The organism is Brevundimonas sp. (genome assembly GCF_044239655.1).
Lineage (GTDB): Bacteria > Pseudomonadota > Alphaproteobacteria > Caulobacterales > Caulobacteraceae > Brevundimonas.
Genome location: NZ_JBIIAY010000010.1, coordinates 20,725 through 42,502 on the forward strand (window position 1 = coordinate 20,725; position 21,778 = coordinate 42,502).

19 protein-coding genes are annotated in these 21,778 nt (G+C 68.1%); 11 read left to right on the plus strand and 8 right to left on the minus strand.

Annotated elements, in window-relative coordinates:
• Positions 1 to 258 precede the first annotated feature (258 nt).
• Entirely contained in the window at positions 259 to 1,116 is an 858-nt protein-coding gene (locus tag ACILQR_RS02640; protein ID WP_395649977.1) for a YihY/virulence factor BrkB family protein, read from the plus strand.
• Here the strand turns inward: ACILQR_RS02640 and ACILQR_RS02645 are convergent.
• Positions 1,076 to 1,306, minus strand: coding sequence for a sulfurtransferase TusA family protein (locus ACILQR_RS02645; RefSeq protein ID WP_395649960.1), 231 nt, complete (start codon positions 1,304 to 1,306; stop codon positions 1,076 to 1,078). The two genes, ACILQR_RS02640 and ACILQR_RS02645, sit on opposite strands and share 41 nt — an antisense overlap.
• The gene (locus tag ACILQR_RS02650; RefSeq protein WP_395649961.1) at positions 1,303 to 1,791 is read right to left on the minus strand and encodes a CinA family protein; all 489 of its coding nucleotides are present in this window, start codon (positions 1,789 to 1,791) and stop codon (positions 1,303 to 1,305) included. Before ACILQR_RS02650 ends, ACILQR_RS02645 begins: the two co-directional genes overlap by 4 nt.
• A gap of 98 nt (positions 1,792 to 1,889) precedes the next feature.
• On the opposite strand from ACILQR_RS02650, the gene ACILQR_RS02655 reads away from it, so the two are divergent.
• Both ACILQR_RS02655 and ACILQR_RS02660 read left to right on the plus strand, forming a co-directional pair.
• Complete coding sequence (locus tag ACILQR_RS02655; RefSeq protein ID WP_395649962.1) at positions 1,890 to 4,193, plus strand: fused MFS/spermidine synthase; 2,304 nt, start codon at positions 1,890 to 1,892, stop codon at positions 4,191 to 4,193.
• Between the two features lie 4 nt (positions 4,194 to 4,197).
• Entirely contained in the window at positions 4,198 to 4,407 is a 210-nt protein-coding gene (locus ACILQR_RS02660; RefSeq protein ID WP_395649963.1) for a hypothetical protein, read from the plus strand.
• A gap of 44 nt (positions 4,408 to 4,451) precedes the next feature.
• On the opposite strand, the gene ACILQR_RS02665 is transcribed toward ACILQR_RS02660, so the two are convergent.
• Complete coding sequence (locus ACILQR_RS02665; protein ID WP_395649964.1) at positions 4,452 to 5,606, minus strand: bifunctional 2-C-methyl-D-erythritol 4-phosphate cytidylyltransferase/2-C-methyl-D-erythritol 2,4-cyclodiphosphate synthase; 1,155 nt, start codon at positions 5,604 to 5,606, stop codon at positions 4,452 to 4,454.
• 110 nt (positions 5,607 to 5,716) lie between these two features.
• On the opposite strand from ACILQR_RS02665, the gene ACILQR_RS02670 reads away from it, so the two are divergent.
• The 7 genes from ACILQR_RS02670 to hflX all read left to right on the plus strand — a co-directional run bounded on the left by ACILQR_RS02670 (position 5,717) and on the right by hflX (position 13,795).
• On the plus strand, positions 5,717 to 6,136 hold the full coding sequence (locus tag ACILQR_RS02670; RefSeq protein ID WP_395649965.1) for an MAPEG family protein: 420 nt from the start codon (positions 5,717 to 5,719) through the stop codon (positions 6,134 to 6,136).
• 64 nt (positions 6,137 to 6,200) lie between these two features.
• A complete protein-coding gene (gene dusB / locus ACILQR_RS02675) occupies positions 6,201 to 7,256 on the plus strand; it encodes a tRNA dihydrouridine synthase DusB (protein ID WP_395649966.1) in 1,056 nt (351 codons plus the stop codon).
• Positions 7,253 to 9,520: an ATP-binding protein gene (locus ACILQR_RS02680; protein ID WP_395649967.1), complete on the plus strand. Its 2,268-nt coding sequence runs from the start codon at positions 7,253 to 7,255 to the stop codon at positions 9,518 to 9,520. Before dusB ends, ACILQR_RS02680 begins: the two co-directional genes overlap by 4 nt.
• Positions 9,521 to 9,531: 11 nt before the next feature.
• Positions 9,532 to 10,941 (plus strand): sigma-54-dependent transcriptional regulator, encoded by a 1,410-nt coding sequence (locus ACILQR_RS02685; RefSeq protein ID WP_395649968.1) that lies wholly within the window; start codon positions 9,532 to 9,534, stop codon positions 10,939 to 10,941.
• On the plus strand, positions 10,941 to 11,801 hold the full coding sequence (locus ACILQR_RS02690; protein WP_395649969.1) for a D-amino-acid transaminase: 861 nt from the start codon (positions 10,941 to 10,943) through the stop codon (positions 11,799 to 11,801). Before ACILQR_RS02685 ends, ACILQR_RS02690 begins: the two co-directional genes overlap by 1 nt.
• A 140-nt stretch (positions 11,802 to 11,941) precedes the next feature.
• The gene (gene hfq / locus ACILQR_RS02695; protein ID WP_013269198.1) at positions 11,942 to 12,187 is read left to right on the plus strand and encodes an RNA chaperone Hfq; all 246 of its coding nucleotides are present in this window, start codon (positions 11,942 to 11,944) and stop codon (positions 12,185 to 12,187) included.
• A 300-nt stretch (positions 12,188 to 12,487) separates the two neighbouring features.
• On the plus strand, positions 12,488 to 13,795 hold the full coding sequence (gene hflX / locus ACILQR_RS02700) for a GTPase HflX (RefSeq protein ID WP_395649970.1): 1,308 nt from the start codon (positions 12,488 to 12,490) through the stop codon (positions 13,793 to 13,795).
• An 18-nt stretch (positions 13,796 to 13,813) separates the two neighbouring features.
• On the opposite strand, the gene ACILQR_RS02705 is transcribed toward hflX, so the two are convergent.
• From ACILQR_RS02705 to ACILQR_RS02715, 3 genes are all read right to left on the minus strand, one after another.
• Complete coding sequence (locus ACILQR_RS02705) at positions 13,814 to 14,479, minus strand: hemolysin III family protein (protein ID WP_395649971.1); 666 nt, start codon at positions 14,477 to 14,479, stop codon at positions 13,814 to 13,816.
• Positions 14,480 to 14,588: 109 nt separating this feature from the next.
• A complete protein-coding gene (locus tag ACILQR_RS02710) occupies positions 14,589 to 16,184 on the minus strand; it encodes a pectate lyase (RefSeq protein WP_395649972.1) in 1,596 nt (531 codons plus the stop codon).
• A gap of 1 nt (position 16,185) precedes the next feature.
• Positions 16,186 to 17,808: a family 43 glycosylhydrolase gene (locus tag ACILQR_RS02715; protein WP_395649973.1), complete on the minus strand. Its 1,623-nt coding sequence runs from the start codon at positions 17,806 to 17,808 to the stop codon at positions 16,186 to 16,188.
• Positions 17,809 to 17,948: 140 nt separating this feature from the next.
• On the opposite strand from ACILQR_RS02715, the gene ACILQR_RS02720 reads away from it, so the two are divergent.
• Complete coding sequence (locus ACILQR_RS02720) at positions 17,949 to 20,960, plus strand: DUF6298 domain-containing protein (protein WP_395649974.1); 3,012 nt, start codon at positions 17,949 to 17,951, stop codon at positions 20,958 to 20,960.
• A gap of 8 nt (positions 20,961 to 20,968) precedes the next feature.
• Here the strand turns inward: ACILQR_RS02720 and ACILQR_RS02725 are convergent, their stop codons facing one another.
• Together ACILQR_RS02725 and ACILQR_RS02730 are read right to left on the minus strand one after the other, a co-directional pair.
• The gene (locus ACILQR_RS02725; RefSeq protein ID WP_395649975.1) at positions 20,969 to 21,589 is read right to left on the minus strand and encodes a ribonuclease HII; all 621 of its coding nucleotides are present in this window, start codon (positions 21,587 to 21,589) and stop codon (positions 20,969 to 20,971) included.
• Positions 21,590 to 21,648: 59 nt separating this feature from the next.
• On the minus strand, positions 21,649 to 21,778 hold a 130-nt coding region (locus tag ACILQR_RS02730), incomplete at its 5' end, for a DNA-3-methyladenine glycosylase I (protein ID WP_395649978.1).

Sequence of the window (21,778 nt, forward strand, 5' to 3'; positions counted from 1 at the left end):
GCAGCGGCCCCTCGCGGCGCGCGGACCATAGCGACGGCCCCTGTGGCGACGCAACGCCCCTGCTGTGTTTGCACGGGAAAACTTCGTTCGGAAGGGCCGGCTTCCCCCGCGCGGGAAATCCGCTAGTGTCCCGGCTTGGCTGCGGTGGGGACCGTATTGAGCGGACAGACGAACGAGGACGGCGCGCGGGGTCTCAATCCTGCGTTCTGGGGGAAGCTGGCCGTGCGGGCCTTCGCGCGCAGTTGGGGCCGGGACGTCATGCTCTACACGGGCGGGGTGTCCTTCTTTGCCCTCCTGGCCGTGTTTCCGGCCATCGCCATCCTGATCGGCTTCTATAAGGCGGTCCTGTCGATCAGCCAGGTTTCGGAACAGGCCGTGGCCCTGGCCGACATGCTGCCCCACGCCGCGCGGACCATCTTTCGCGCCGAGGTCGAGCGCCTGGCCAGCGTCGGGGCCCGCACCGTGTCTGCCCAGTCGGCCTTCGCCCTCGTCATCGGTGCCTATGCCGCGCATCGCGGCTTCAAGGCCCTGCTGGCTGGTCTGAACCTGATCCACGACGAGAAGGAGCCGCACGGCTTCTTCAAGTTCAACCTTCTGGCCTTCATCGTCGCCCTGTTCGCCTTCGCCCTGTTCACCGTGGTGTCGGGGGCGGTGGTCACCTCGCGACTGCTGGAACACACGGCGGCGGCCCAGGCCAAGGCGGCCGCGCGCGGCTGGAGCTTTCAGTTCGACACCCTGTGGCCCGCACTCGGCCTGTGTCTCGGCCTGACCCTGCTCTATCGCTATGCCATGTCGCATCGGACGCCGGTGGCGTGGGTTCCGTCGGTGGCGGGGGGCGTGGTGGCCACGGTGATGTCGATGATCTCGTCCTGGCTCTGCGCCATCTATGTCGAACAGATCGCGTCGCTGGGCGCGACCTATGGCTCGGTCGGTGCCGTGGTCGTTCTGCTGATCTGGCTGTCGTGGAACATCAACGCGGTCTTCTACGGCGGGGCCTTCGCCACCGAGATGGAGATTGCCGGACGCGCCCGAGGCGCGCCCCTGCTGGAGACCCCGTCCGGCAACGGATCGGTCGTCAGCCTGTCGGAGCGTCGCCAGTCTCGACGACGAGGGTGAGGACGCCGTCCACCTCGGACGTTTCCACCACCCGGCCGCCCAGTTCCGCCATCAGATAGGGCACGTCGATCCGCGCCATCGGATCGGTGGCCAGCAGGGTTGCGCGCGTGCCGGGCGACAGGCCTTCGAAGGCCTTGCGCAACCTCAGCGACGGCACGGGGCACAGATGCCCTCTCGCATCGACGATCACGCCAGCCGGTCCCGCAGCAGCATCAACGCGACCCTGACCGAGGCCAGCCGCACGGCCTCGCGCCCCAGGTCGCCGAATCGATGCTCGACGTGATCGACGCCTGAGCCGTCGGCGATCCCGAAATGCACCAGCCCCACCGGCTTGTCGTCGGAGCCGCCGCCGGGCCCCGCGATGCCTGTGATCGAGACGGCGATCCCGGCATCCGAATGGGCGAGCGCCCCCGTCGCCATGGCTCGGGCGACCGGCTCGGACACCGCGCCACAGGCCTCGATCAGTTCAGGCGAGACCCCGATCATCTGGGCCTTGGCCGCATTGGAATAGGTGACGAATCCCCGGTCCAGCGCCGCCGACGATCCCGCGACGGCGGTCAGGGCACCGGCGACCAGTCCCCCGGTGCAGCTCTCGGCCGTCGCCACCATGACGCCGCGCCGGGTCGCGGCCTCAACAACGGACTGGGCGAGGGATAGGATATCGTCGGGAAACATCCGGGACTGGCCTTGTGACGCCTCGCCACGACGGCGAGTCACTCTAACGTGGCGACCCAGCGTGCGGCTGTCGAGCCGTGCGACGCATCGGAGAGCCCATGACCGATTCCACGCTCGACCCGGCCGTCTCGGTCCGGCCCGACCGGGTGACGCCCGTTCTGTTCGCCGTGGCCATCTTCACCTCGGCGGCGCTGGTGTTCGTGGTCCAGCCGATGGTGACCAAGCTGATCCTGCCGATGCTGGGCGGATCGCCGTCGGTGTGGAACACGGCGATGGTCTTCTTCCAGGCGGCGCTGCTGGCCGGATACGCCTATGCCCACGCCCTGCAACGGGTGAAGGCGATGAAGGTCCAGGTGGCGATCCATCTGGGCCTGCTGCTGGTCGCCGCCCTGTTCCTGCCGCTGAAGATCAACGGCCTGTTGGGTGATCCCGAACCGTCGGCGCCGATCGGCTGGCTGCTGGCGACCCTGGCCCTGTCGGTCGGGGCCCCGTTCGGCGTGCTGTCGGCGACCGCGCCCCTGCTTCAGGCCTGGTACGCCCGGGTTCGGGTCGGCCATGCGGACGGCCAGAACCCCTATGTCCTCTATGCGGCGTCGAACCTGGGCAGCTTCCTGGCCCTGCTGGCCTATCCGGTCGTCATCGAGCCGCTGATGTCCCTGTCGGGCCAGCGTTTCGGCTGGAGCGGCGGCTACGGGGCCTTCCTGCTGATGGTCGTGGCCCTGGCCGTCATCGTCTGGCGCAGGCGTCTGGACCAGACCGCAGAGCCCGCGCCCCTGGCCGTCAGCGCCCCGATCGCCTGGAAGGACAAAGGGATCCTGGTCCTGCTCGCGGCCGCCCCGTCCAGCCTGATGCTGGGGGTTACGGCCCATCTGTCGACCGACGTGGCCTCGGCACCCTTCCTGTGGGTCATTCCGCTGGCCCTGTACCTGTTGACCTTCGTGATCGCCTTCCAGGACCGGCCGTGGATCCCGCTGCCCGTCACCCTGGCGCTCAGCGGCGCGGTCGGAGCGATCGTGGTGGTGTTCACGGCCTTTCACTCGGGGTCCTGGCCGGCGATGTTCGGCATCCATCTGGCGGCCTTCTTCCTGCTGGCCCTGCTGTGTCACCAGAGGCTGGCGGCCCGGAGACCCGCACCGGACCGGCTGACCGAGTTCTATCTGCTGATGTCGCTGGGCGGCGTCGTCGGGGGTGCCTTCACGGCCCTGCTGGCCCCGGTGATCTTCGACTTCGTCTGGGAGTATCCGCTGGTCCTGGTGCTGGTCGGGTTCGCGCGGCCGTGGAAGGGGGGCGAGATCAAGCCTTGGGAGGTCATCGCCTGGGTCGCGGCGCTGCTGGTCTGCGGGATACCGCCCCTGATGTCGGCCATGTTCGCGGCGGACTGGGACCTGGCCTGGGCCTTCAGCCGCAACGTCCCGCTGCGGATGGAACAGGTGACCATGCTGGTGCTGGGCATCGTCGCCATCATCGCCTTCATCCTGCGCGACCGGTCTTATGCCTATGTGGCCCTGCTGGCGGCCATGACCCTGTCGGCCCAATATATCGCGCGGGGCTATGACTGGTCGCTGGTCGATCGCAGCTTCTTCGGCGTGATGCGGGTGGCGGATCGGCAGGATGAACGTCTGGGCGGCTCGGTCCACGTCCTGACCCACGGCACGACCCTGCATGGGGCCCAGGCCCGCGACCCGCGCTTCGCCTGTACGCCCACCCTGTATTACGCCCCGGTCTCGCCGATCGGACAGACGATGCTGGCGGTCCGCAACCGGGCCCCCGGCGTCCGCATCGGGGTGGTGGGGCAGGGGTCCGGGGCCATGGCCGCCTACAAGCGCGGCGAGGACCGGATGACCTTCTTCGAGATCGATCCGATGGTAGACGAACTGTCCCGCGACCCGAAATGGTTCACCTACATCAACGGTTGCGCCCAGACCTCGGGGCCCGGCGGGGCGATCGACACGGTGCTGGGCGATGCGCGCCTGACCATGGCGGATCAGCCGGCGGGGACCTATGACCTGCTGCTGATCGATGCCTTCTCGTCGGACTCGGTGCCGACCCATCTGCTGACGCGCGAAGCCATCGCCGGCTATCTGAAGCTGCTCAAACCCACGGGGGTGGTGGTCCTGCACCTGTCCAACCGCAACCTAGACATCACCGGTCCGGCCGAGGCGGCGGCGCGGGCCTTGAACGCCCCGCACCTGCACCAGATCTACTACGAGAACCAGGACTCCCCCGACATGGCCGAGGCCTCGACCGAGGCCATCATCCTGTCGCCGACCGAGGCGGGTCTGGCCGAGTTCCGGGCCGATCCGCGCTGGCAGACCCTGCCCGATCCGGGAGTGCGGCCGTGGACCGACGACTATGTGAACCTGTTCGGTTCGCTGTGGCGGCATGTCCGGGGGCAGGGATAATGACGTGGAAGACGCCGTGAGTGACTATCTGGACGAGGTGATTTCGGACGTCGAAGACATCGAAGGCTGGACGGGCTGGCCTCAGACCGACGCCGAAGCCCGAGACATCGTCGCCGCCTTCATCGACCAGATGACCGATGTCGGCGCCGATCAGGGGCACACCATCGTGGCCCTGGCCGTCGCCAGACTGTTGAGGTCACATTCCAGATCGTGACCACGTCATGAGCCGCACCGGTCAAATCGGCTTCGGCTCGTGCCTCATCCCGGAACCTCCACCGTCGCCACCGCCTGCGCTGCCAGGCCCTCCCCTCGGCCGGTGAAGCCCATGGCCTCGGTTGTCGTGGCCTTCACCGACACGGCGTCCAGCGGCAGGTCCAGGATCTCCGCCAGACGTTCGCGCATCGCCTGACGGTGCGGTTTCACCTTGGGGCGTTCGCAGATCAGGGTGAGGTCGAGGTGGACGATCCGGCCGCCGCGCGCGGTCACCAGTCCGGCCGCGTGTTTCAGGAAGACGTCCGACGGCGCGCCCCTCCACTGCGGGTCGGTCGGAGGGAAGTGGTCGCCGATGTCGCCTTCCCCGATCGCGCCCAGAATGGCGTCGGTCAGGGCGTGCAGGCCGGCGTCGGCGTCGGAATGGCCGATCAGGGTCTGGTCGTGGGGGATCTCGACCCCGCACAGCCAGACCGACGTTCCCGGTCCCCAACGGTGGGCGTCGAAGCCCATGCCGACACGGGTCTGCATACGGGGTGCCATCAAGGCCTCGGCCATCTCGAAATCCTCGGGGTAGGTCAGTTTCATCAGCCGCGCCTCGCCCTCGACCAGCACGATCCGGCCACCGTCGCGCTCGACCACAGCGCAGTCGTCGGTGGGGGTCTCGTCCTTTGGCCAGTTCGCCCAGGCCGCACGCAGGCGACCCAGCCTAAACGCCTGGGGCGTCTGGGCACGCCACAGGTCGGCGCGATCCACCGTGCCCGCCACGGCACCGCCCATACCGCGCTTCAGGGTGTCGGCGACCGGCAGGGCGGGCAGGGCGCCGTCCGCTCCGGCACCCGAAGCCAGCGCGACGGCCTCCAGCAGTCGCTCGATCACGGCCCGGCTGAGCCCCGGACGGGCGGCGTCGTGGATCATGACGACCTGATCGTCGGGACCGTTCAGCGTCGCCAGACCGTTCCGCACCGAAACCGCCCGCGTCTCACCCCCGTCGACCGCTCGCCAGCCGGTCAGCCCGGCCAGGGCCTCGGCCGCGCGTTCGCCTTCGCCCGGTGCGGTGACCACCACGACCTCGGCACCCGCGTCCCGCAGCGCCTCGACCGACCAGCGCAGCACGGGCTTGCCGCCCAGCGTCCGCCATTGCTTGTCCCCTCCCGCACGGGAGCCGGTTCCGGCGGCGACGACGATGGCGGCGAAGGTCATGGGGCGGTTCTAGTCGGCGGCTGCCGGTCTGACGACCCCGGGCCACAGGATTTGACATTCGCGCGGCACCGGGGCCCCATCCACGGCCAAGCTTGGAGGAGGGGAAATCCATGTCGTCGGGAATTATCGCGCCGGTGGTGGCGCTGGTCTGCTGGTCGCTGGTGATCTGGCTGTGGATGTACGCCACCCGCATCCCGGCCATGCTGAAGGCCAGGATCAGGCTGGACCCGACCATTCCGCCCGCGAACCTGCTGTCCGGTCTGCCCGCCGGGGTGCGGTGGAAGGCCGACAACTACAACCACCTGATGGAACAGCCGACGCTGTTCTATGCGATCGCCCTGGCCCTGGCGGTGCTGGATCAGGGGCATGGCATCAACGCCGCCATCGCCTGGGCCTATGTGGGTCTGAGGGTGTTGCACAGTCTGATCCAGACGACGGTCAATGTGATCATCCTGCGGTTCTCGGTCTTCGTGCTGAGCAGTCTGTGCCTGTTCGCCCTGGCGCTGCATGCGGCGATCGCGGTGTTCTGATCGCCATGCGCTGATCGAGGGCCGCACATGGACCGCCGGGGGCAAAGCCTCTATCTGGCCGCCCATGGCCCACACCCTCACCATCGGAGACGTCACGATCGCCGGGCGGGTGCTGATGGCGCCGATGACCGGTGTCACCGACCTGCCGTTCCGTCAGCTCGCGTCGCGGCTGGGCGCGGCCTATGTGGCGACCGAGATGGTGGCGGCGGCGGAACTGGCGCGCGCCCGCCCCGATGTGGTGCGGCGCGCGGCCGTGGGCGAGGGCCTGCCCCTGACCGTGATCCAGCTGGTCGGGCGCGATCCGGAGGCGATGGCGCAGGGCTGTCGCATGGCCGAGGCGGCGGGGGCCGACATCATCGACCTGAATTTCGGCTGTCCGGCCAAGGAGGTCACCGGCTCGGCCTCTGGCTCGGCCCTGATGCGGACCCCCGAACTGGCGGCGCGCCTGATCGCGGCGGCGGTCGGCGCGACGACGCGACCGGTCACGGTCAAGATGCGGCTGGGCTGGGACGACGCCCACCGCAACGCGGTCGATATCGCGCGCCGGGCCGAAAGCCTCGGCGTCGCGGCGGTGACCGTCCACGGCCGGACGCGCCAGCAGTTCTACACCGGCGTCGCCGACTGGGCGGCGGTGGGTGAGGTCAAGGCGGCCCTGTCGATCCCGGTCATCGTCAACGGCGACATCATCACCGCCGAAGAGGCGCGAGAGGCGCTGGACCAGTCCGGGGCCGACGCCCTGATGCTGGGGCGAGGGGTCTATGGCCGGCCGTGGCTGGCGGCCCATCTGGACCGGGCCCTCGCCGACGGCACGCAACTGGCGGAACCCGACGCCGATGAACGGCTGGCGATCGTGCTGGAGCATATGCAGGCGTCGATTGACTTCTATGGCCCGTCCCTCGGATTGAAGACGTTCAAGAAACATCTGGGCTGGTACGTCGAACAGGCCCCCTGGCCCGCCGATCCGGTGGAGCGCCGTGCGGCCAAGGCCCGGCTGTGCCGACTGGACGACCCTGTAGAGGTCGCCCTGGGTCTGACGGCGCTCTGGCGCACGGACCTGCCGCATTTGCGCAACTCAAATGTTGATTTTTCGCCACAGTTGGCGGACAACCATGCGGCATGACGGACACACCCGCCACGACCGGTGAACACGATCGCGAGCCTGCCGACCGGACGTCCGCCTGGACCCGGTTCTCGGAAGGACGCGCCCGCGCCCTGTTCGGGGCTGTCTATGGTCTGGCCGTCATCATCGCCGCCGCCGCGATCTGGCTGGTCGCCGTGGCACCGGGTGCCGCGATCGACGGCGGGGCGAGGGCTGTCGCGGGTCAGGCGGTCCTCTACATCCTGCTGGCCAATCTGGTCCTGATCGGCGGCATGGCCGTGATCATCGGGGCCAGGGTGATGCGGCTGTCGGCCGAGCGTCGGTCCGATCCAGGCGCGCGGCTGCATCTTCGATTCGTTGCGCTCTTCTCACTGGTCGCCGTGGTCCCCGCCATTCTGATCGCCCTGGTGTTCGGCGTGCTGGTCAATCGCGGGGTCGACCAGTGGTTCAGCGACAATGTCAGTTCGGCGGTGCAGAACGGTGCTGCGATCGGCAAGGCCTATGTCGCCGACGTCGGCTCGGGCATGCAGCGCGACCTGGGCAGTATGGCCAACGAACTGGGCGGTGTTCGGGAGGTCTTCGACAACCGGATCGAGTTCTCCAGCGCCCTGGGTCAGATGGCCGATTTCTTCGGTTATCCGGCCGTCTATGTCCTGAACGCCGACGGCGAGGTGATGGCGCAAGGCGTGGCTCCCGACGCCCCGCCCTATGTCGCCCCATCCCGTGACGCACTGGAGCGCGCCGCTGCGGGCGAGGAAATCCCGGTCGCGGTCACCGAGAATCCCGACGTCATCCGCGCCATCTATCCGCTGCCGGAATACGGCGACGCCTACCTCTATATCGTGCGCCCGCTCGCTCCCGGCCTGGTCGAGCGGATGCGGACCTCGACCGAGTCCATCGCAGGTTACCGCCAGGCCGAGGAGAGCCGGGCGCGCATCCAGGCGGCCTTTGCGCTCAGCTATCTGGAGACGGCACTGCTGGTCCTGGTCGGGGCGGTGTGGTTGGGGATGTCGGCGGCCAGCGCGATCTCGGCCCCCATCGGCCGGCTGGTCAAGGCGGCGGATCAGGTCGCGGCTGGGGACTTCACCGTGCGGGTCGACTCGGACGGCGCGCCCGGCGAGATCGCCGACCTGTCCGAGGCCTTCAACCGCATGACCGGCGACCTGCAGCACCAGCAGGCCGCGCTGAAGACCGCCAGTGAGGATGCCCAGGCGCGCAGCCTGTTCATCGAGACCGTGCTGTCGGGCGTCTCGGCCGGGGTCATCGGCCTGGACAAGCGCGGCCGGATTTCCGCGATCAACGACAGTGCCCTGCAACTGCTCTCGGTCGCCGAGGCAGACGTCCACGGCAAGCTGCTGCGTGAAGTGGCGCCCGAACTGTCCGACCTGGTCGGTCGGGTCGAGGCCCATATCGAGGAAGACCTCGACGTCGCGCGCGAGGGCGAGACCCGGCGGCTGCGTGTCCGCATCGAGGGCGGGCAGGGCGGCGAGATGGTCCTGACCTTCGACGACATCACCCGGCTGGTCGTGGCCCAGAGAAACGCCGCCTGGCGCGACGTCGCCCGCCGCATCGCCCACGAGATCAAGAACCCGCTGACGCCCATCCAGCTGTCGGCCGAGCGGCTGAAGCGCAAATTCCGGCCCGGTATCACCGAGGATGTCGAGATCTTCGACCGCTGCACCGACACCATCATCCGCCAGGTCGGCGACATCGGCCGGATGGTGGACGAGTTCTCGTCCTTCGCCCGGATGCCGACCCCGCGCTTCACGGCCGTCAACATGGCTGAACTGTTGCACGAAGCCGTCTTCGCCCAGCGCGTGGCGGCGCCCGATCTGGAAGTCGAGCTGGTCGAGCCCCTGCCGGCCGCAAAGGGGCGTGCCGACGGCCGGATGATCGGCCAGGCCCTGGCCAACATTCTCAAGAACGCCGGCGAGGCCGTGGCGGCGCGGCGTCTGGCCACGCCGGCCGAGGCGGGTGCCGTCGCCATCCGTGCGCGGCTGACCGTCGAAAGCGCGATCGCGACCTTCATCATCGAGGATGACGGCAAGGGCCTGCCCACCCGCGACCGCGACCGCTTGACCGAGCCCTATGTCACGACCCGCGAAAAGGGCACCGGCCTCGGCCTCGCCATCGTCAAACGCATCTGCGAGGACCATGGCGGCGAGCTGAAACTGTCAGATGCCGACACGCTGAACGGCGCGAAAATCTGTCTGATCTTCCCCCTCAACCCCAATGCAAGGACCACGGCGGGCGCTCTCCCGACCGGCGTGGTCGCAGCTGAATAGAGCGAGGCGATATGCGATCCACTGGCGCAGACATCCTGGTCGTCGACGACGAGGCGGACATCCGCGAGCTGGTTTCCGGCCTGCTGGAAGACGAGGGCCACGCCGTCCGCGTCGCCTCCAACGCCGAAGAGGCGCTGGCCGGGATCCGGGCGCGCAAACCCACCCTGCTGGTGCTCGACATCTGGATGCAGGGCGGGGGCATGGACGGGCTGGAGCTGCTCGACATGGTCAAGGCGCTGGACGCCGACCTGCCCGTCGTCATGATCTCGGGCCACGGCAATATCGAAACGGCCGTCAGCGCCCTGAAGCGCGGCGCCTATGACTTCATCGAAAAGCCGTTCAAGTCGGACCGGCTGGTCGTGGTCATCCAGCGCGCGCTGGAAGCGGCCAGCCTGAAGCGCGAGAACCGCCGCCTGCGGGCCCAGGCCTCGGTGCCGACCGGCCTGATCGGTCGATCCGCCGCCGCCCAGATCCTGCGCACCACGATCTCCAAGGTCGCGCCGGCCAACAGTCGCGTCCTGATCTCGGGCCCGCCCGGATCGGGCAAGGAACTGGTCGCGCGCCAGATCCACGAGGCCAGCCCCCGTTCGCGGGGCGAGTTCGTCGCCATCTCGGCCGCCGGGATGACACCGGAACGCCTCGACCTCGAACTGTTCGGCGAGGAGGGCCACGACGGCCGCCCGCGCAAGATCGGCGTGTTCGAGCGCGCCCACAACGGCACCCTTTATCTGGACGACGTCGGCGACATGCCGCGCGAAAGCCAGAGCCGTATCCTGCGCGTCTTGGTCGAACAGCGGTTCCGTCGGGTCGGCGGAGAACAGGACGTCCAGGTCGATGTCCGCGTCGTGACCTCGACCTCGCGCGACCTCAAGATCGAGATCACCGAGGGACGGTTCCGCGAGGACCTGTTCCACCGGCTGAACGTCGTGCCGATCCGGGTCCCGGCCCTGTCCGAACGCCGCGAGGACATCCAGGAACTGGTCGAATATTTCATCGACACCCTCAGCGCCTCGCAGGGGCTGCCGCGCCGGACCCTGGGCGACGACGCCATCGCGGTGCTTCAGGTCAATCCCTGGCCCGGCAACGTGCGTCAGTTGAGGAACAATGTCGAACGGCTGCTGATCCTGGCCACAGGCGACATCAACGACCCGATCTCGGCCGAAATGCTGCCTCAGGAAGTCGCCTCGGGGTCGTCGGGCGGCGGCGCGGGCGCCGAACGCACCATCGCCCTGCCGCTGCGCGAGGCGCGTGAGGTGTTCGAGCGCGAATATCTGGCGGCCCAGATCATGCGTTTCGGCGGAAATATCTCGCGCACGGCCGCATTCATCGGCATGGAGCGTTCCGCGCTGCACAGAAAGCTGAAGTCGCTGGGCGTGTCGCCCTCGCGCGGCGGCGACGACGAAGAAGGAAGTATCGACTGATGTCGCGGGTCGCCTACGTCAACGGAAACTATCTGCCGCACAGCCAGGCCACGGTCCATATCGAGGATCGGGGCTATCAGTTCGCCGACGCCGTCTATGAGGTCTGGTCGGTGTTCGACGGCCGTCTGGGCGACCTAGACGGTCACATGACCCGGCTGCATCGCAGCCTGACCGAGCTGAAGATCCCGATTCCGATGACGAAACAGGCGCTCAAGCGGGTGCTGGACGAGACCATCCGGCGCAACCGGGTGACCAACGGCATCCTCTATCTTCAGGTCAGCCGGGGCACCGCGCCTCGCGACCACGCCTTTCCCATCGACACCCCGCCCAGCGTCGTCGTCACCGCCAAACGTGTCGATCTGCGCAAGGGCGAGGCCCTGGCCGCCAAGGGCGCCGCCGGCGTGACCCGTCCCGACATCCGCTGGGGCCGTTGCGACATCAAGACCGTGGGCCTGCTGCCCAACGTCCTGGCCAAACAGGCCGCGCGCGAGGCGGGTGCCTATGAGTGTCTGATGTACGACGAGATGGGCCTGGTCACCGAGGGCTCCTCGACCAACGCCTGGATCGTCGACGAGAACGGCAAGCTGCGGACCCGCGACACCCAGGCCAACATCCTGCGCGGCGTCACCCGGACCCAGCTTCTGGCCATGATCGCCGAGGAAGGCGTCGAGCTGGACGAGCGCCCCTTCTCGGTCGAGGAGGCCAAGCGGGCGCGCGAGGTGTTCGTCACCGCCTCGTCCACCTTCGTCATGCCGCTGGTGTCGCTGGACGGCACGAAGATCGGCGACGGCAAGCCCGGCCCGATCGCGACCCGCCTGCGCGAACGCTACGTCGACGACACTCGCCGCGACGCGCTGTAGGTCCGGCAAGTCCCTGAATAAGCTGCCGGGACGGTTGCGGCGGTCGCGAACCCTCGTCTAGGGTGGGCGGGCCGGGCAATCGATCCGGACCCGCGCTCTCCCCGACGCGGCGTAACAAGCAAGAACAGGACAAACCTGCCATGTCGCAAGACAAGCGTCAGAACCTTCAGGACACCTTCCTCAACTCGGTCCGCAAGACCAAGACCCCCCTGACCATCTTCCTGGTCAATGGCGTCAAGCTCCAGGGCATCGTGACCTGGTTCGATAATTTCTGCGTGCTGCTGCGTCGCGACGGCCAGTCGCAACTGGTCTACAAGCACGCCATCTCGACCATCATGCCCTCGGCCCCGGTCCAGCTCTACGAGCCCGAAGCCGACGAGGATTGAGGCCGGTCACTGTCCTCGAAGCCGTAGGAAAGCGCTTGTCATCCCGGCCGCAGCGAAGCGTAGAGCCGGGACGCTGACGCACAAATGAAGGCCTCCCGGAAATCGCGCCAGCGATTGTCCGGGAGACCACTTGCCCGCCCTCAGCATTTTCCCGGATAGCCGCTTCGCGTCTTCCGGGGGAAATGAGGGAACGCCTTTCCGTCCCGGCTCTTCGCTTCGCTCCGGCCGGGATGACAAGCTTGAACGCGTGGCGAAGCGGCCCATCTATTCACTGCCTCCGTCCCAAACCCACGAGCCTTCTTGACCTCAAAACTGATCGACCATTCCGTCCCCCTCATCCGGGCCATCGTCATCCATCCGGACGGCCGCAGCGAAAGCTCGCGCCTCGCTGAGGAACGGCTGCAAGAGGCCGTGGGCCTGGCCCGGGCGCTTGACCTCGACGTCCGCGCCGAAGAGATCGTGCGGATACGCAAGATCACGCCCGCCACCCTGTTCGGTTCGGGCAAGGTCGAGGAACTGGCCGCCCTCGTCCGCGCCGCAGAGGCCGAGGCTGTCGTCGTCGATGACGACCTGACGCCGGTCCAGCAGCGCAATCTGGAGAAGGAATGGGAGTGCAAGGTCATCGACCGCACGGGCCTGATCCTCGAAATCTTCGGCCGCCGCGCCCGCACCAAGGAAGGCCGGTTGCAGGTCGAACTGGCCCGGCTCGACTATGAGAAATCCCGCCTCGTCCGCACCTGGACCCACCTGGAGCGCCAACGCGGCGGCACCGGCTCGACCGGCGGCCCCGGCGAGACCCAGATCGAGCTCGACCGCCGCCTGATCGCCGACCGGATCGTCAAGCTGAAGGGCGAGCTGGAAGAGGTCCGCCGCACGCGTGGCCTGCACAGGAAACAGCGCCAGAAGGTGCCGTTCCCGACCATCGCCCTGGTCGGCTATACCAACGCTGGCAAGTCGACCCTGTTCAACCGGCTGACGGGGTCCGAGGTCCTGGCCAAGGACCTGCTGTTCGCCACCTTGGACACGACCCAGCGCACCATCCGCCTGCCCCAAGGGCGGCCGGCCATCGTCGCCGATACCGTCGGCTTCATCTCCGACCTGCCGCACGAACTGGTCGAGAGCTTCCGCGCCACCCTGGAAGAGGTGGGCGAGGCCGACCTGATCCTGCACGTCCGGGACATCGCCAGCCCCGATTCCGACGCCCAGTCGAAGGACGTCGAGGCGGTGCTGAAACAGATCGAGATCCCCGAGGGCAAGACCCGCCGCATCCTCGAGGTCTGGAACAAGACCGACCTGCTCGACGCCGACCTGCGCGAGGCCGTGCTGGGCCAGGCCGAACGGCTGTCCGCCGAGGGCAAGGCCGCCGCCGTCTCGGCCTGGACCGGGGAGGGGGTCGAGGCGCTGCGCCAGATCATCACCGGCCTGATCGACGACGACCCCGAGACCGAACTGACCCTCGATCCGTCACAGGGCGAGGCCCTGGCCTGGCTCTACGAGCACGGCCGGGTCACGGGACGGGATACGGACGAGGAGGGGCGGACGCACCTGACGGTTCGTCTTGCGCCACAGGCCCTGGGTCGGTTCGAGCGCCAGTTCCAGAGAGTCTGATTCAGCGCGTCTTGAGGCTCACGCCTTGGCGGCCAGCACCACACCGACCAGAACCGCGACCCAGTGGACGCTGGCGGCGGCGACCACGTGTCCGTGCCAGATGGCGCGGAAATACTTGAGCCGCTTCTGGACGTAGAAGAGGACGCCGGTCGTGTAGACCAGCCCACCGATGCCCAGCAGCAGCAGGGCGACCCAGGATCCGTGCGCCAGCATCGGTTGGAAGGCGATCAGCACCAGCCAGCTCAGCGCGATGTAGATGGCGACCCAGAAGCCCTTGCCGAGGCCCGGCAGGAACAGCTTGCCCAGGGCCCCCAGCGTCGCCAGCCCCCACACCGCCCCCGTCATCGCCCAGGCCCAGGCCCCGGTCAGGGTGTGGGTGGTAAAGGGGGTGTAGGAGCCCGCGATCATCAGAAAGATGCCCGCGTGGTCCAAGCGTCGCATGATCGGCTGAAAGCGCGGCGCTGCGAAATTATAGGCGGTCGAGAAGCCCAGCATGGCCAGCAATCCGGCGGCATAGACGCTGGTCGCCGCGATCAGGCCGACATCGCCGCGCGACACCGACAGCCCCAGCAGCACGCCGCCCCCGAACAGGGCCAGGGTCAGGCCGGTCAGGTGGACGATCAGGTCGGCCAGCCGCGCTCCCGACGTCGGATAGTGGGCCGAGATCCGGAAGATGTCTCTCATGTCCGCCATGTCGAGCCGGTCGTTGGAAGGTGTGCGTGAACCTAAGACCGGATGGCGTTCGATCAAGGCGTCACGATGTCACCCGACGCGTCGTCCGGCCGGGGGCGTCCTATTTGTGCGCCTCAAGATATCCGATCAACCGGCTCATGTTGTTGATGTAAAGTCCCGTTGATATCCCGATCGGTCCGGTCGCTTCGGTGAACGGTGAGGTATCCCATTCGTCGCCGACCTGACCACGATCGACGAAGCCGGGCGGCGGCGCGGGCGGGCCGTCCCCCCGGTAGGGATGGCTGGTGGTGCGCAGTTCCAGCGGCCAGTAGCCCTCGGTGTTCAACTCCCCGATCAGCACCGCCGCATCGTTGGCCGCCTGGGTCCGGGCCGCCGTGATGTTCAAGTCCGACCCGCCGACCGCGCGCGTGACCACATAGCGGGGCAGTAGGGACGGTCCACGGCCCATGAGCACGGATGCCAGCGTGGCTTCGTCGGTGGACAGAGAGGCCGTCCGCTCGAACCGTGCGCGCAGGGCCGCCACGTCGACCCGTTTCTCGGCACGGGTGTCACTCGTGTCGAAATCCGACCAGTATTCGCCGTTCTGCACGTTCGAACCCCGCCGGTGCGTCCCGATCAACCGGCCGGTGCCGGGCTCATAGTTGCGATAGAAGTTCAGGCCGTTGGCGACCCGCTGATCTGCGGGAATCTCGACACTGGCCAGCCAGTCGATGGCTTCGGGGATGCGCGCCAGATATTTCCGCTCGCCGGTCTGGCCATAGTAGTCGAGCAGCTGGCCGATCGCCGCCGCCGTGCCGTGCGGCGTGATCGCCGCCGGCTCATAGGTCCGGGCCCCCGAGGGCTTCAGGTCGAGCGTGTACTGCATGGCCCAGCCTGGCGTCGGCGCCGGCTGTTGCAGGGCGATGATCAGTTCCATCGCCTTGACCACGGGCGCCCGCACCCGCTCGTCCTTCAGCTGCTGGAGCACCAGCAACAAGAAGCTGATGTTCTCCTCGGCGACCTCGTCGTTCAGGGTGATGAAGCCGGTATAATCGGGACGGCCGTGGTTCGAGAAGGCACCCATGCGCGGGTAACGCTGGGGCCAACCGCCGTTCGGATACTGGCTCTCGAGGATGAAATCGACGGCCTTGTCGGTCGCGGCACGGTATTTCGGATCGCCCTTTTCGAGGTGCAGGCGAAGCAGGAACCGCCCGCATTCGACCGTCGCGTGATCGTCGAAGGTGGCGTTGCCATAGTAGTGCTGGAATTCCTCCAGCCGCCATCCGTTCTTGCCAATCGTCTCGTACCATCGCTTGAGGGAGGCCTCGCCCGCCGTGTCGATGATGTAGTTCCAGCCGCCGGACGGATGCTGGCCGGCGATCAGGGCGGCCGCCGTACTCTCGGCCGCCGCATAGTACATATCGTCGCCGGTGGCGTGCCAGGCGTCGAGGAAGGTCTGGCCCATCTCGGGCGTGCCCGGCGCCTGGGTCCAGATCATCGACGGAAACGCCTCCATCTCACCCCACCGCCGCGAGAAATCGGCCAGGTAGGACCAGACATAGCCGCCCCCGACCGCCACCTTGTCGGTCATGAAGCGGGTCGCCTTCGCCATCGCGGCCTTGACCGTTTCCGGCGTCGCCTCGGCGGCGAACGCCGATGTGCCGGGCAGCAGGGGCAGGGCGGCGGCGGACAGCAGCCAGGTGCGACGGTTCAGCATCTCAGAGCGCCCTGAAGGTGAAGTTCCTGAACCGCGCCTCGCCGTTCCCGGCCGAATAGATTCCGGGCCTCAGCATCATGAAGCCGTTCCTGACGTTCTGGTTATAGCCGGACACCTCCATATGCCGGTCGAACCGCCGCCAGGTCACCCCGTCCGCGCTGCTGTCGAAGAACAGCACATTGTAGGCGTTGGTCATCCGCAGATGCATCTTCGTACCGAACGGATTGACCGGGCGGCCGCGCTCGATGCCGTACTGGTGTGTCACGAACCGGTCCTTGTCGAAGCCGACGCCGGCATAGAGTTCGCGGTCATAGAACATGATCAGCCCGGCCGTGACGCCCGGATCGACCTCGATCTCGCAGGTGATCTCATAGGCCTGGTCCCCCTGCACGAAGGTCAAGGGCGAACACGACGACGGTGCCGTGCCCTTGGCCCGCATGTGAAGGACGCCGTTCTCGCGACGCAGCCGGGATTTCTCGTCGCCTTCGGGGGCGTAGAAGCTCCATTGCAGGCCGAACTTGTCGGTCGAGAAGTCGTCCGACAGCGCCATCCCGTGCGGCACGGCCTCGCCGCCCGCAGGCTTGGGCAGCGGCGTGGCAAGGTCGCCGCCCTTGGCCCGGAACCAGCCGTCCTCGGTCCATTCGATAGGATCCAGCAGGGCCTGCCGCCCCAGGGTCCAGTAGGCGTTTTCATAGCCGTGATAGACCATCCACCAGTCACCGGCCGGGCCCTCGACCAGGGTCGCATGGCCGCGCGACCACCACTTCTCGGCTCCCGAAGCGGTGCGCACGATCGGGTTGGCGGGGTCGTCCTCCCACGGACCATGGATCGATTTCGAACGCGCCACGATGACCATATGGCCGGTGGGCGGGCCCGAGGTGCCGCCCACGGCGGTGATCATGTAGAAATATTCGCCGTGCCGCATGACCTTGGGGCCTTCGGGCGAGAAGCTCTCGACGATCCAGTTCTCCGGATAGTGCCAAGGGTCATAGATGTGCTTGATCTCGCCGACCGTGGCCATGCCGTCGTCGGTCAGTTCGACCATGTCGCCACCTGACAGGAACAGGTAGCGTTTGCCGTCCTCGCCGACGATATGGCCCGGATCGATGTGGGCGGGCAGTTTCAGATCGACCGGCTCCGACCACGGCCCCTCGATCCGGTCGGCCCAGATCACATAGCTGGAGCGATAGTCGGGGAATCGGGCGGGGATGTAGACGAAATAGCGCCCGTCATGCTTGCACAGCTCCGGTGCCCAGACCGAGCCGATGTTCTTCGTCAGGGCCGCCACGACCGGCTGCCAGTTCACGAGGTCCTTCGAGTGCCAGATGTGGATGCCCGGCACCGACTCGAACGACGAGAAGGTCATGTAGTAGTCGTCGCCGTCCTTCAGGATCGACGGGTCGGGGTGATCGCCGGCCAGGATGGGGTTCAGGAAGGTTCCGTTCCCCAGATCGGCCTTCCTCTGGTTCTCGATCCCGCGCGACCATTTCATGTGGGACCACTCGCGTCCCAGCGGCGCAGCCTCCTCATTTGTCTGCGCAAAGGCACGTCCCGAGGACACCGCCGACATGGCCACGCCCCCCAGAAAAAGGGAGAGCGACGAACGTCTGGTAAGCGGTGTCATTTTGGTGCGAAACTGGTCTGACACTGCGGTACTGGGCATCGGGATCACTGGATTTCCTCTGACCACTCTGCGGCGGTCTCTAGGCGCGGGCGAGCCCGGCGGATGGAGCGAGTAAACATGACCGGGGTTGGGAAAGCTAGATGCGTCTGAGTTTTGTGGCGATCATCGCGGGTCTGGCGACCGTGCTGGCGGGGGGCGCGCAAGCCGCCGAGAGCGGGATTCTGGCCGGTTGGCGCGCGCCTCAGATCGACTTTTCGCATGCCGGATATCGGGGCGGCGGCGTGGCCCCGCCGGTGCGGCCCGCGACCCTGATCGTCGAGCCGGGCCCCGGCGACGACACCGACCGGATCATGGCCGCGATCCGAATCGTCGAGCAGTCGCCGGCTGATTCCGCAGGCCACAGAGGCGTGGTCCAACTGGCCTCCGGGGACTTCGAGATCAACGGCCAGCTCCGCTTCGGGACAGGCGGCGTCGTGCTGCGCGGGGCCGGCGCGGGCGAGGGCGGCACCGTGCTGGTCGCGACCGGCCATGACCGCCGCGCCCTGATCGCCATCGCGGCACCGGGCCAGCCCGTGGCGGCCGAGGGTGTCGTCTACACCATCGCGGACGCACCGGTCGGAAGCCTGTCCGTCACCCTCGACAGCACCGCCGGCCTGCGGCTCGGGGATGCCGTCACCGTGACGCGACCCAGTACCGCCGACTGGATCTCCAGCCTGGGCATGGACGCGTTTCAGGGCTGGCGGCCCGAGGGGCGGCTGAACTGGAAGCCGGGGTCTCGCGACATCGTCTGGGATCGCCGGATCATGGCCATCGACGGCCTGACGGTGACGCTCGACGCCCCCCTGACCACGGCCATCGAGACGGTCTGGGGCGGTGGCGTGCTGCGCAAGGGTGCGTCCGTCGAACGCCTGAACGAGGTCGGGATCGAGGGGCTGAAATTGATCTCCGCCTCAGATCCCGCCCGCCCGCTGGACGAGGACCACAGCTGGTTCGCCATCGCCGTGGACCGCGCCGAGGACGTCTGGATCCGCAATGTCGCGGCAGAGGGCTTTGCAAGCTACGTCGTCGATCTCGGCGCGACCAGCCGCCGGGTGACGGTCCAGGACGTCTCGGCCTCCCGCCCAGTGTCCGAACTCGGCGGCCTGCGTCGCCGCGTATTCTACACCGCCGGGCAACAGGCGCTTTTCGTTCGCTGCGACAGCCGCGACGGCATCCACGACTTCGCCCTTGGGCACGTCGCGGCCGGGCCCAACGTCTTCCTCGACTGCACGGCCATCGACGCCCACGGCGATTCCGGCCCGCTCGAAAGCTGGGCCTCGGGTGCCCTGTTTGACGGGGTCAAGGTGCGCGGCGGCGGGCTCAACCTTACCCACCGGGGTCGCGATGCCCAGGGCGCGGGCTGGTCTGCGTCTAACGCCCTGTTGTGGAACTGCGAGGCGACCGAGGTCGAGGTCCGCAGCCCGCCGGGCGCTCTCAACGCCGCCGTCGGCTGTCGCGGCGAGGTCTCGGGTGACGGCGTGATCGAGGATCCGCGCGTCCAGCCCGGCCGCGACTTCTACCGCGCCACCCCGCAACAGCCGCCCAGCCTGTATCGCGCCCAGCTGGAGGCCCGGCTGGGGACCGAAGCCCTGGCCGCGCTCGCGCCCGTCGCCTTGCCCCCGGCACCCGCGAATACCCGGCTCCTGACCGAGGCCGAGGTCGCGACCTATGCCCGCACGGCCCACCCGACCCCCGAGAGTCACCCGCTCACCATCGTCGATGGCCAGTTCACGATCGACGGCGTGCCGGCCTGGCGCCGCGTCCTCGGCTTCTCCTTCTTCCAGGCCCAGATGGTGCCGGCGCTTGCCCCTGCCTTCGGCCCCGCCCTGACCCGGTTCGCTCCGGGGCTGGAGGGGGTCGGCCTGACCGACGACCTGCCGGCCCTTGCGGCCGGTCTGAACACCGGCGACGTCGTCGCCCACAACTATGGTCTCTGGTACGATCGGCGGCGCGTCGATCATGACTTCTACGGCTCGCCGGACCAGAAGGACGGAGAGGTCTGGGGCCCGTTCATGGAGCTTCCCTGGGCCCGCAGCGGGACGGGCCGGGCCTGGGACGGGCTCAGCCGGTACGACCTGACCCGCTTCAATCCCTGGTTCTTCGACCGCATCCGGACCTTCGCCGACCTGGCGGAACAGCGGGGCGTGGTCCTGTATCACCAGATGTATATGCAGCACTGGCTGCTGGAGAGCCGGTCGCACTATGTCGACTTTCCGTGGCGGCCGATGAACGCGATCCAGGCGACCGGCATGCCGATGGAGGTCCCGGCCGCCAACGCATTCTGGGACGTGTCCGACCCCGTGCGCCGCGACCTGCACCGCCTCTACATCCGCCACACCCTGGACGTGCTGAAGGGTCGCCCCAACGTCGTCATCGGTCTGGACCCCGAATACACGGGGCCGCTCGCGTTCACCCGGTTCTGGCTGGACACCATCGCCGCGTGGGAGACCGAGACCGGAACGGCGCTTCACGTCGTGCTGGAAGCGCCGAAGGATCAGGTCGACGCCGTCCTTGATGATCCTGTCCGGTCGCGCATCGTCGACGGGATCGAGATCCATCACTGGGCCTATCGCCCCGACGGCAGCCTGTTCGCCGTCGTCGGCGGGATCAACAAGGCACCGCGCGAGCAGGTGGACGCCATGGCAAGGCCCGAAGACCTCGTCGGGGTGGCCGAGGCGGATGTCGGTGCCGCGCGTCAGGCGCTTTGGCGATCGACGCCCGAGATGCGCTATCGGCTGTATCGCGAGTACCGCGACCGGCGCGGCGGCCTTGTGGTCGTCGGGGCCGAGGATGTCTGGCCGGGCCTTAGCCGTGCCGTGGAGCAGATCGTCCCGGCCGCTGTTCGCGGGACGATGCGGTCAGGATCAGGCCCGGTCGCTGACACCGCAAAGGCATGGAGCCTCGGCACGGCAGGCGGGGCGTCGTTGACCTACAGCCTGGACGGTGGCGTCGTCACCCTCTCGCAACCGCTCGGGGGCGCGGTGAGAGCCGTCTGGACCGGTGAGGACGTCGCTCCGGTCGAGGTAGCCCTGGCATCCGGGACGACGACGCTGACGCCGCCGCCGGCCATGGCGGGACAGCCCGCTGCGGTGTGGATCCGGCCGGAAACCTGATCCGTCGCTCAGGCCGAAGCATCGGCCCGGTCGGCCTCGAGCAAGGCCCGGATCGGAGCCCAGGCACCCCGGTGGGCCGGGCAGGGGCCCATGGCCTTCAGCGCCGCCTGATGGATCGGCGCATTGTATCCCTTGTGGCTGGCGAAGCCGTAGCCGGGATAGGTCGCATCCAGCTCGACCATCAGCCGGTCGCGCGCCGTCTTGGCCAGGATCGAGGCCGCCGCGATCGACAAGGACAGGCCGTCGCCGCCGATCACGGTCTGGACCTCGCACGGCAGTTTGAACCGGTAGTTGCCGTCCACCAGGGCCGCCGCGACCGGGACGCCGAGCCCCTCGACCGCCCGGCACATGGCCAGGCCCGTGGCGTGCAGGATGTTCAGCTCCGCGATCTCCTCGACCGAGGCAAACCCTACGGCCCAGGCGACGGCGCGGGCCTTGATCTCGACCTCCAGCGTCTCTCGTTTGGCGTGGGTCAGGGCCTTGGAATCGTCGATGCCCGGGGGCACGTCCTCGGGGTTCAGAATCACCGCCGCCGCCGACAGCGGCCCGGCCCACGGCCCCCGACCGGCCTCGTCCACCCCACAGACCAGCCCGCCCGCCGACCGGGCCAGCAGGGTTTCGAGCGCCATCGTCGGAAATGGTCGCGCAGGCGGCTTCGCCTTTCGGGGTGTCGGAGTCTTCGGGGCCGTCATGGTGCGCCCATCGCACGAACCTCGTCACAGCGAAAGCAGGACGGGACGTGATCGTTGACCATGCCGGTCGCCTGCATGAACGCATAGACGATCACCGGCCCGCAGAAACTGAACCCCCGCTTTTTC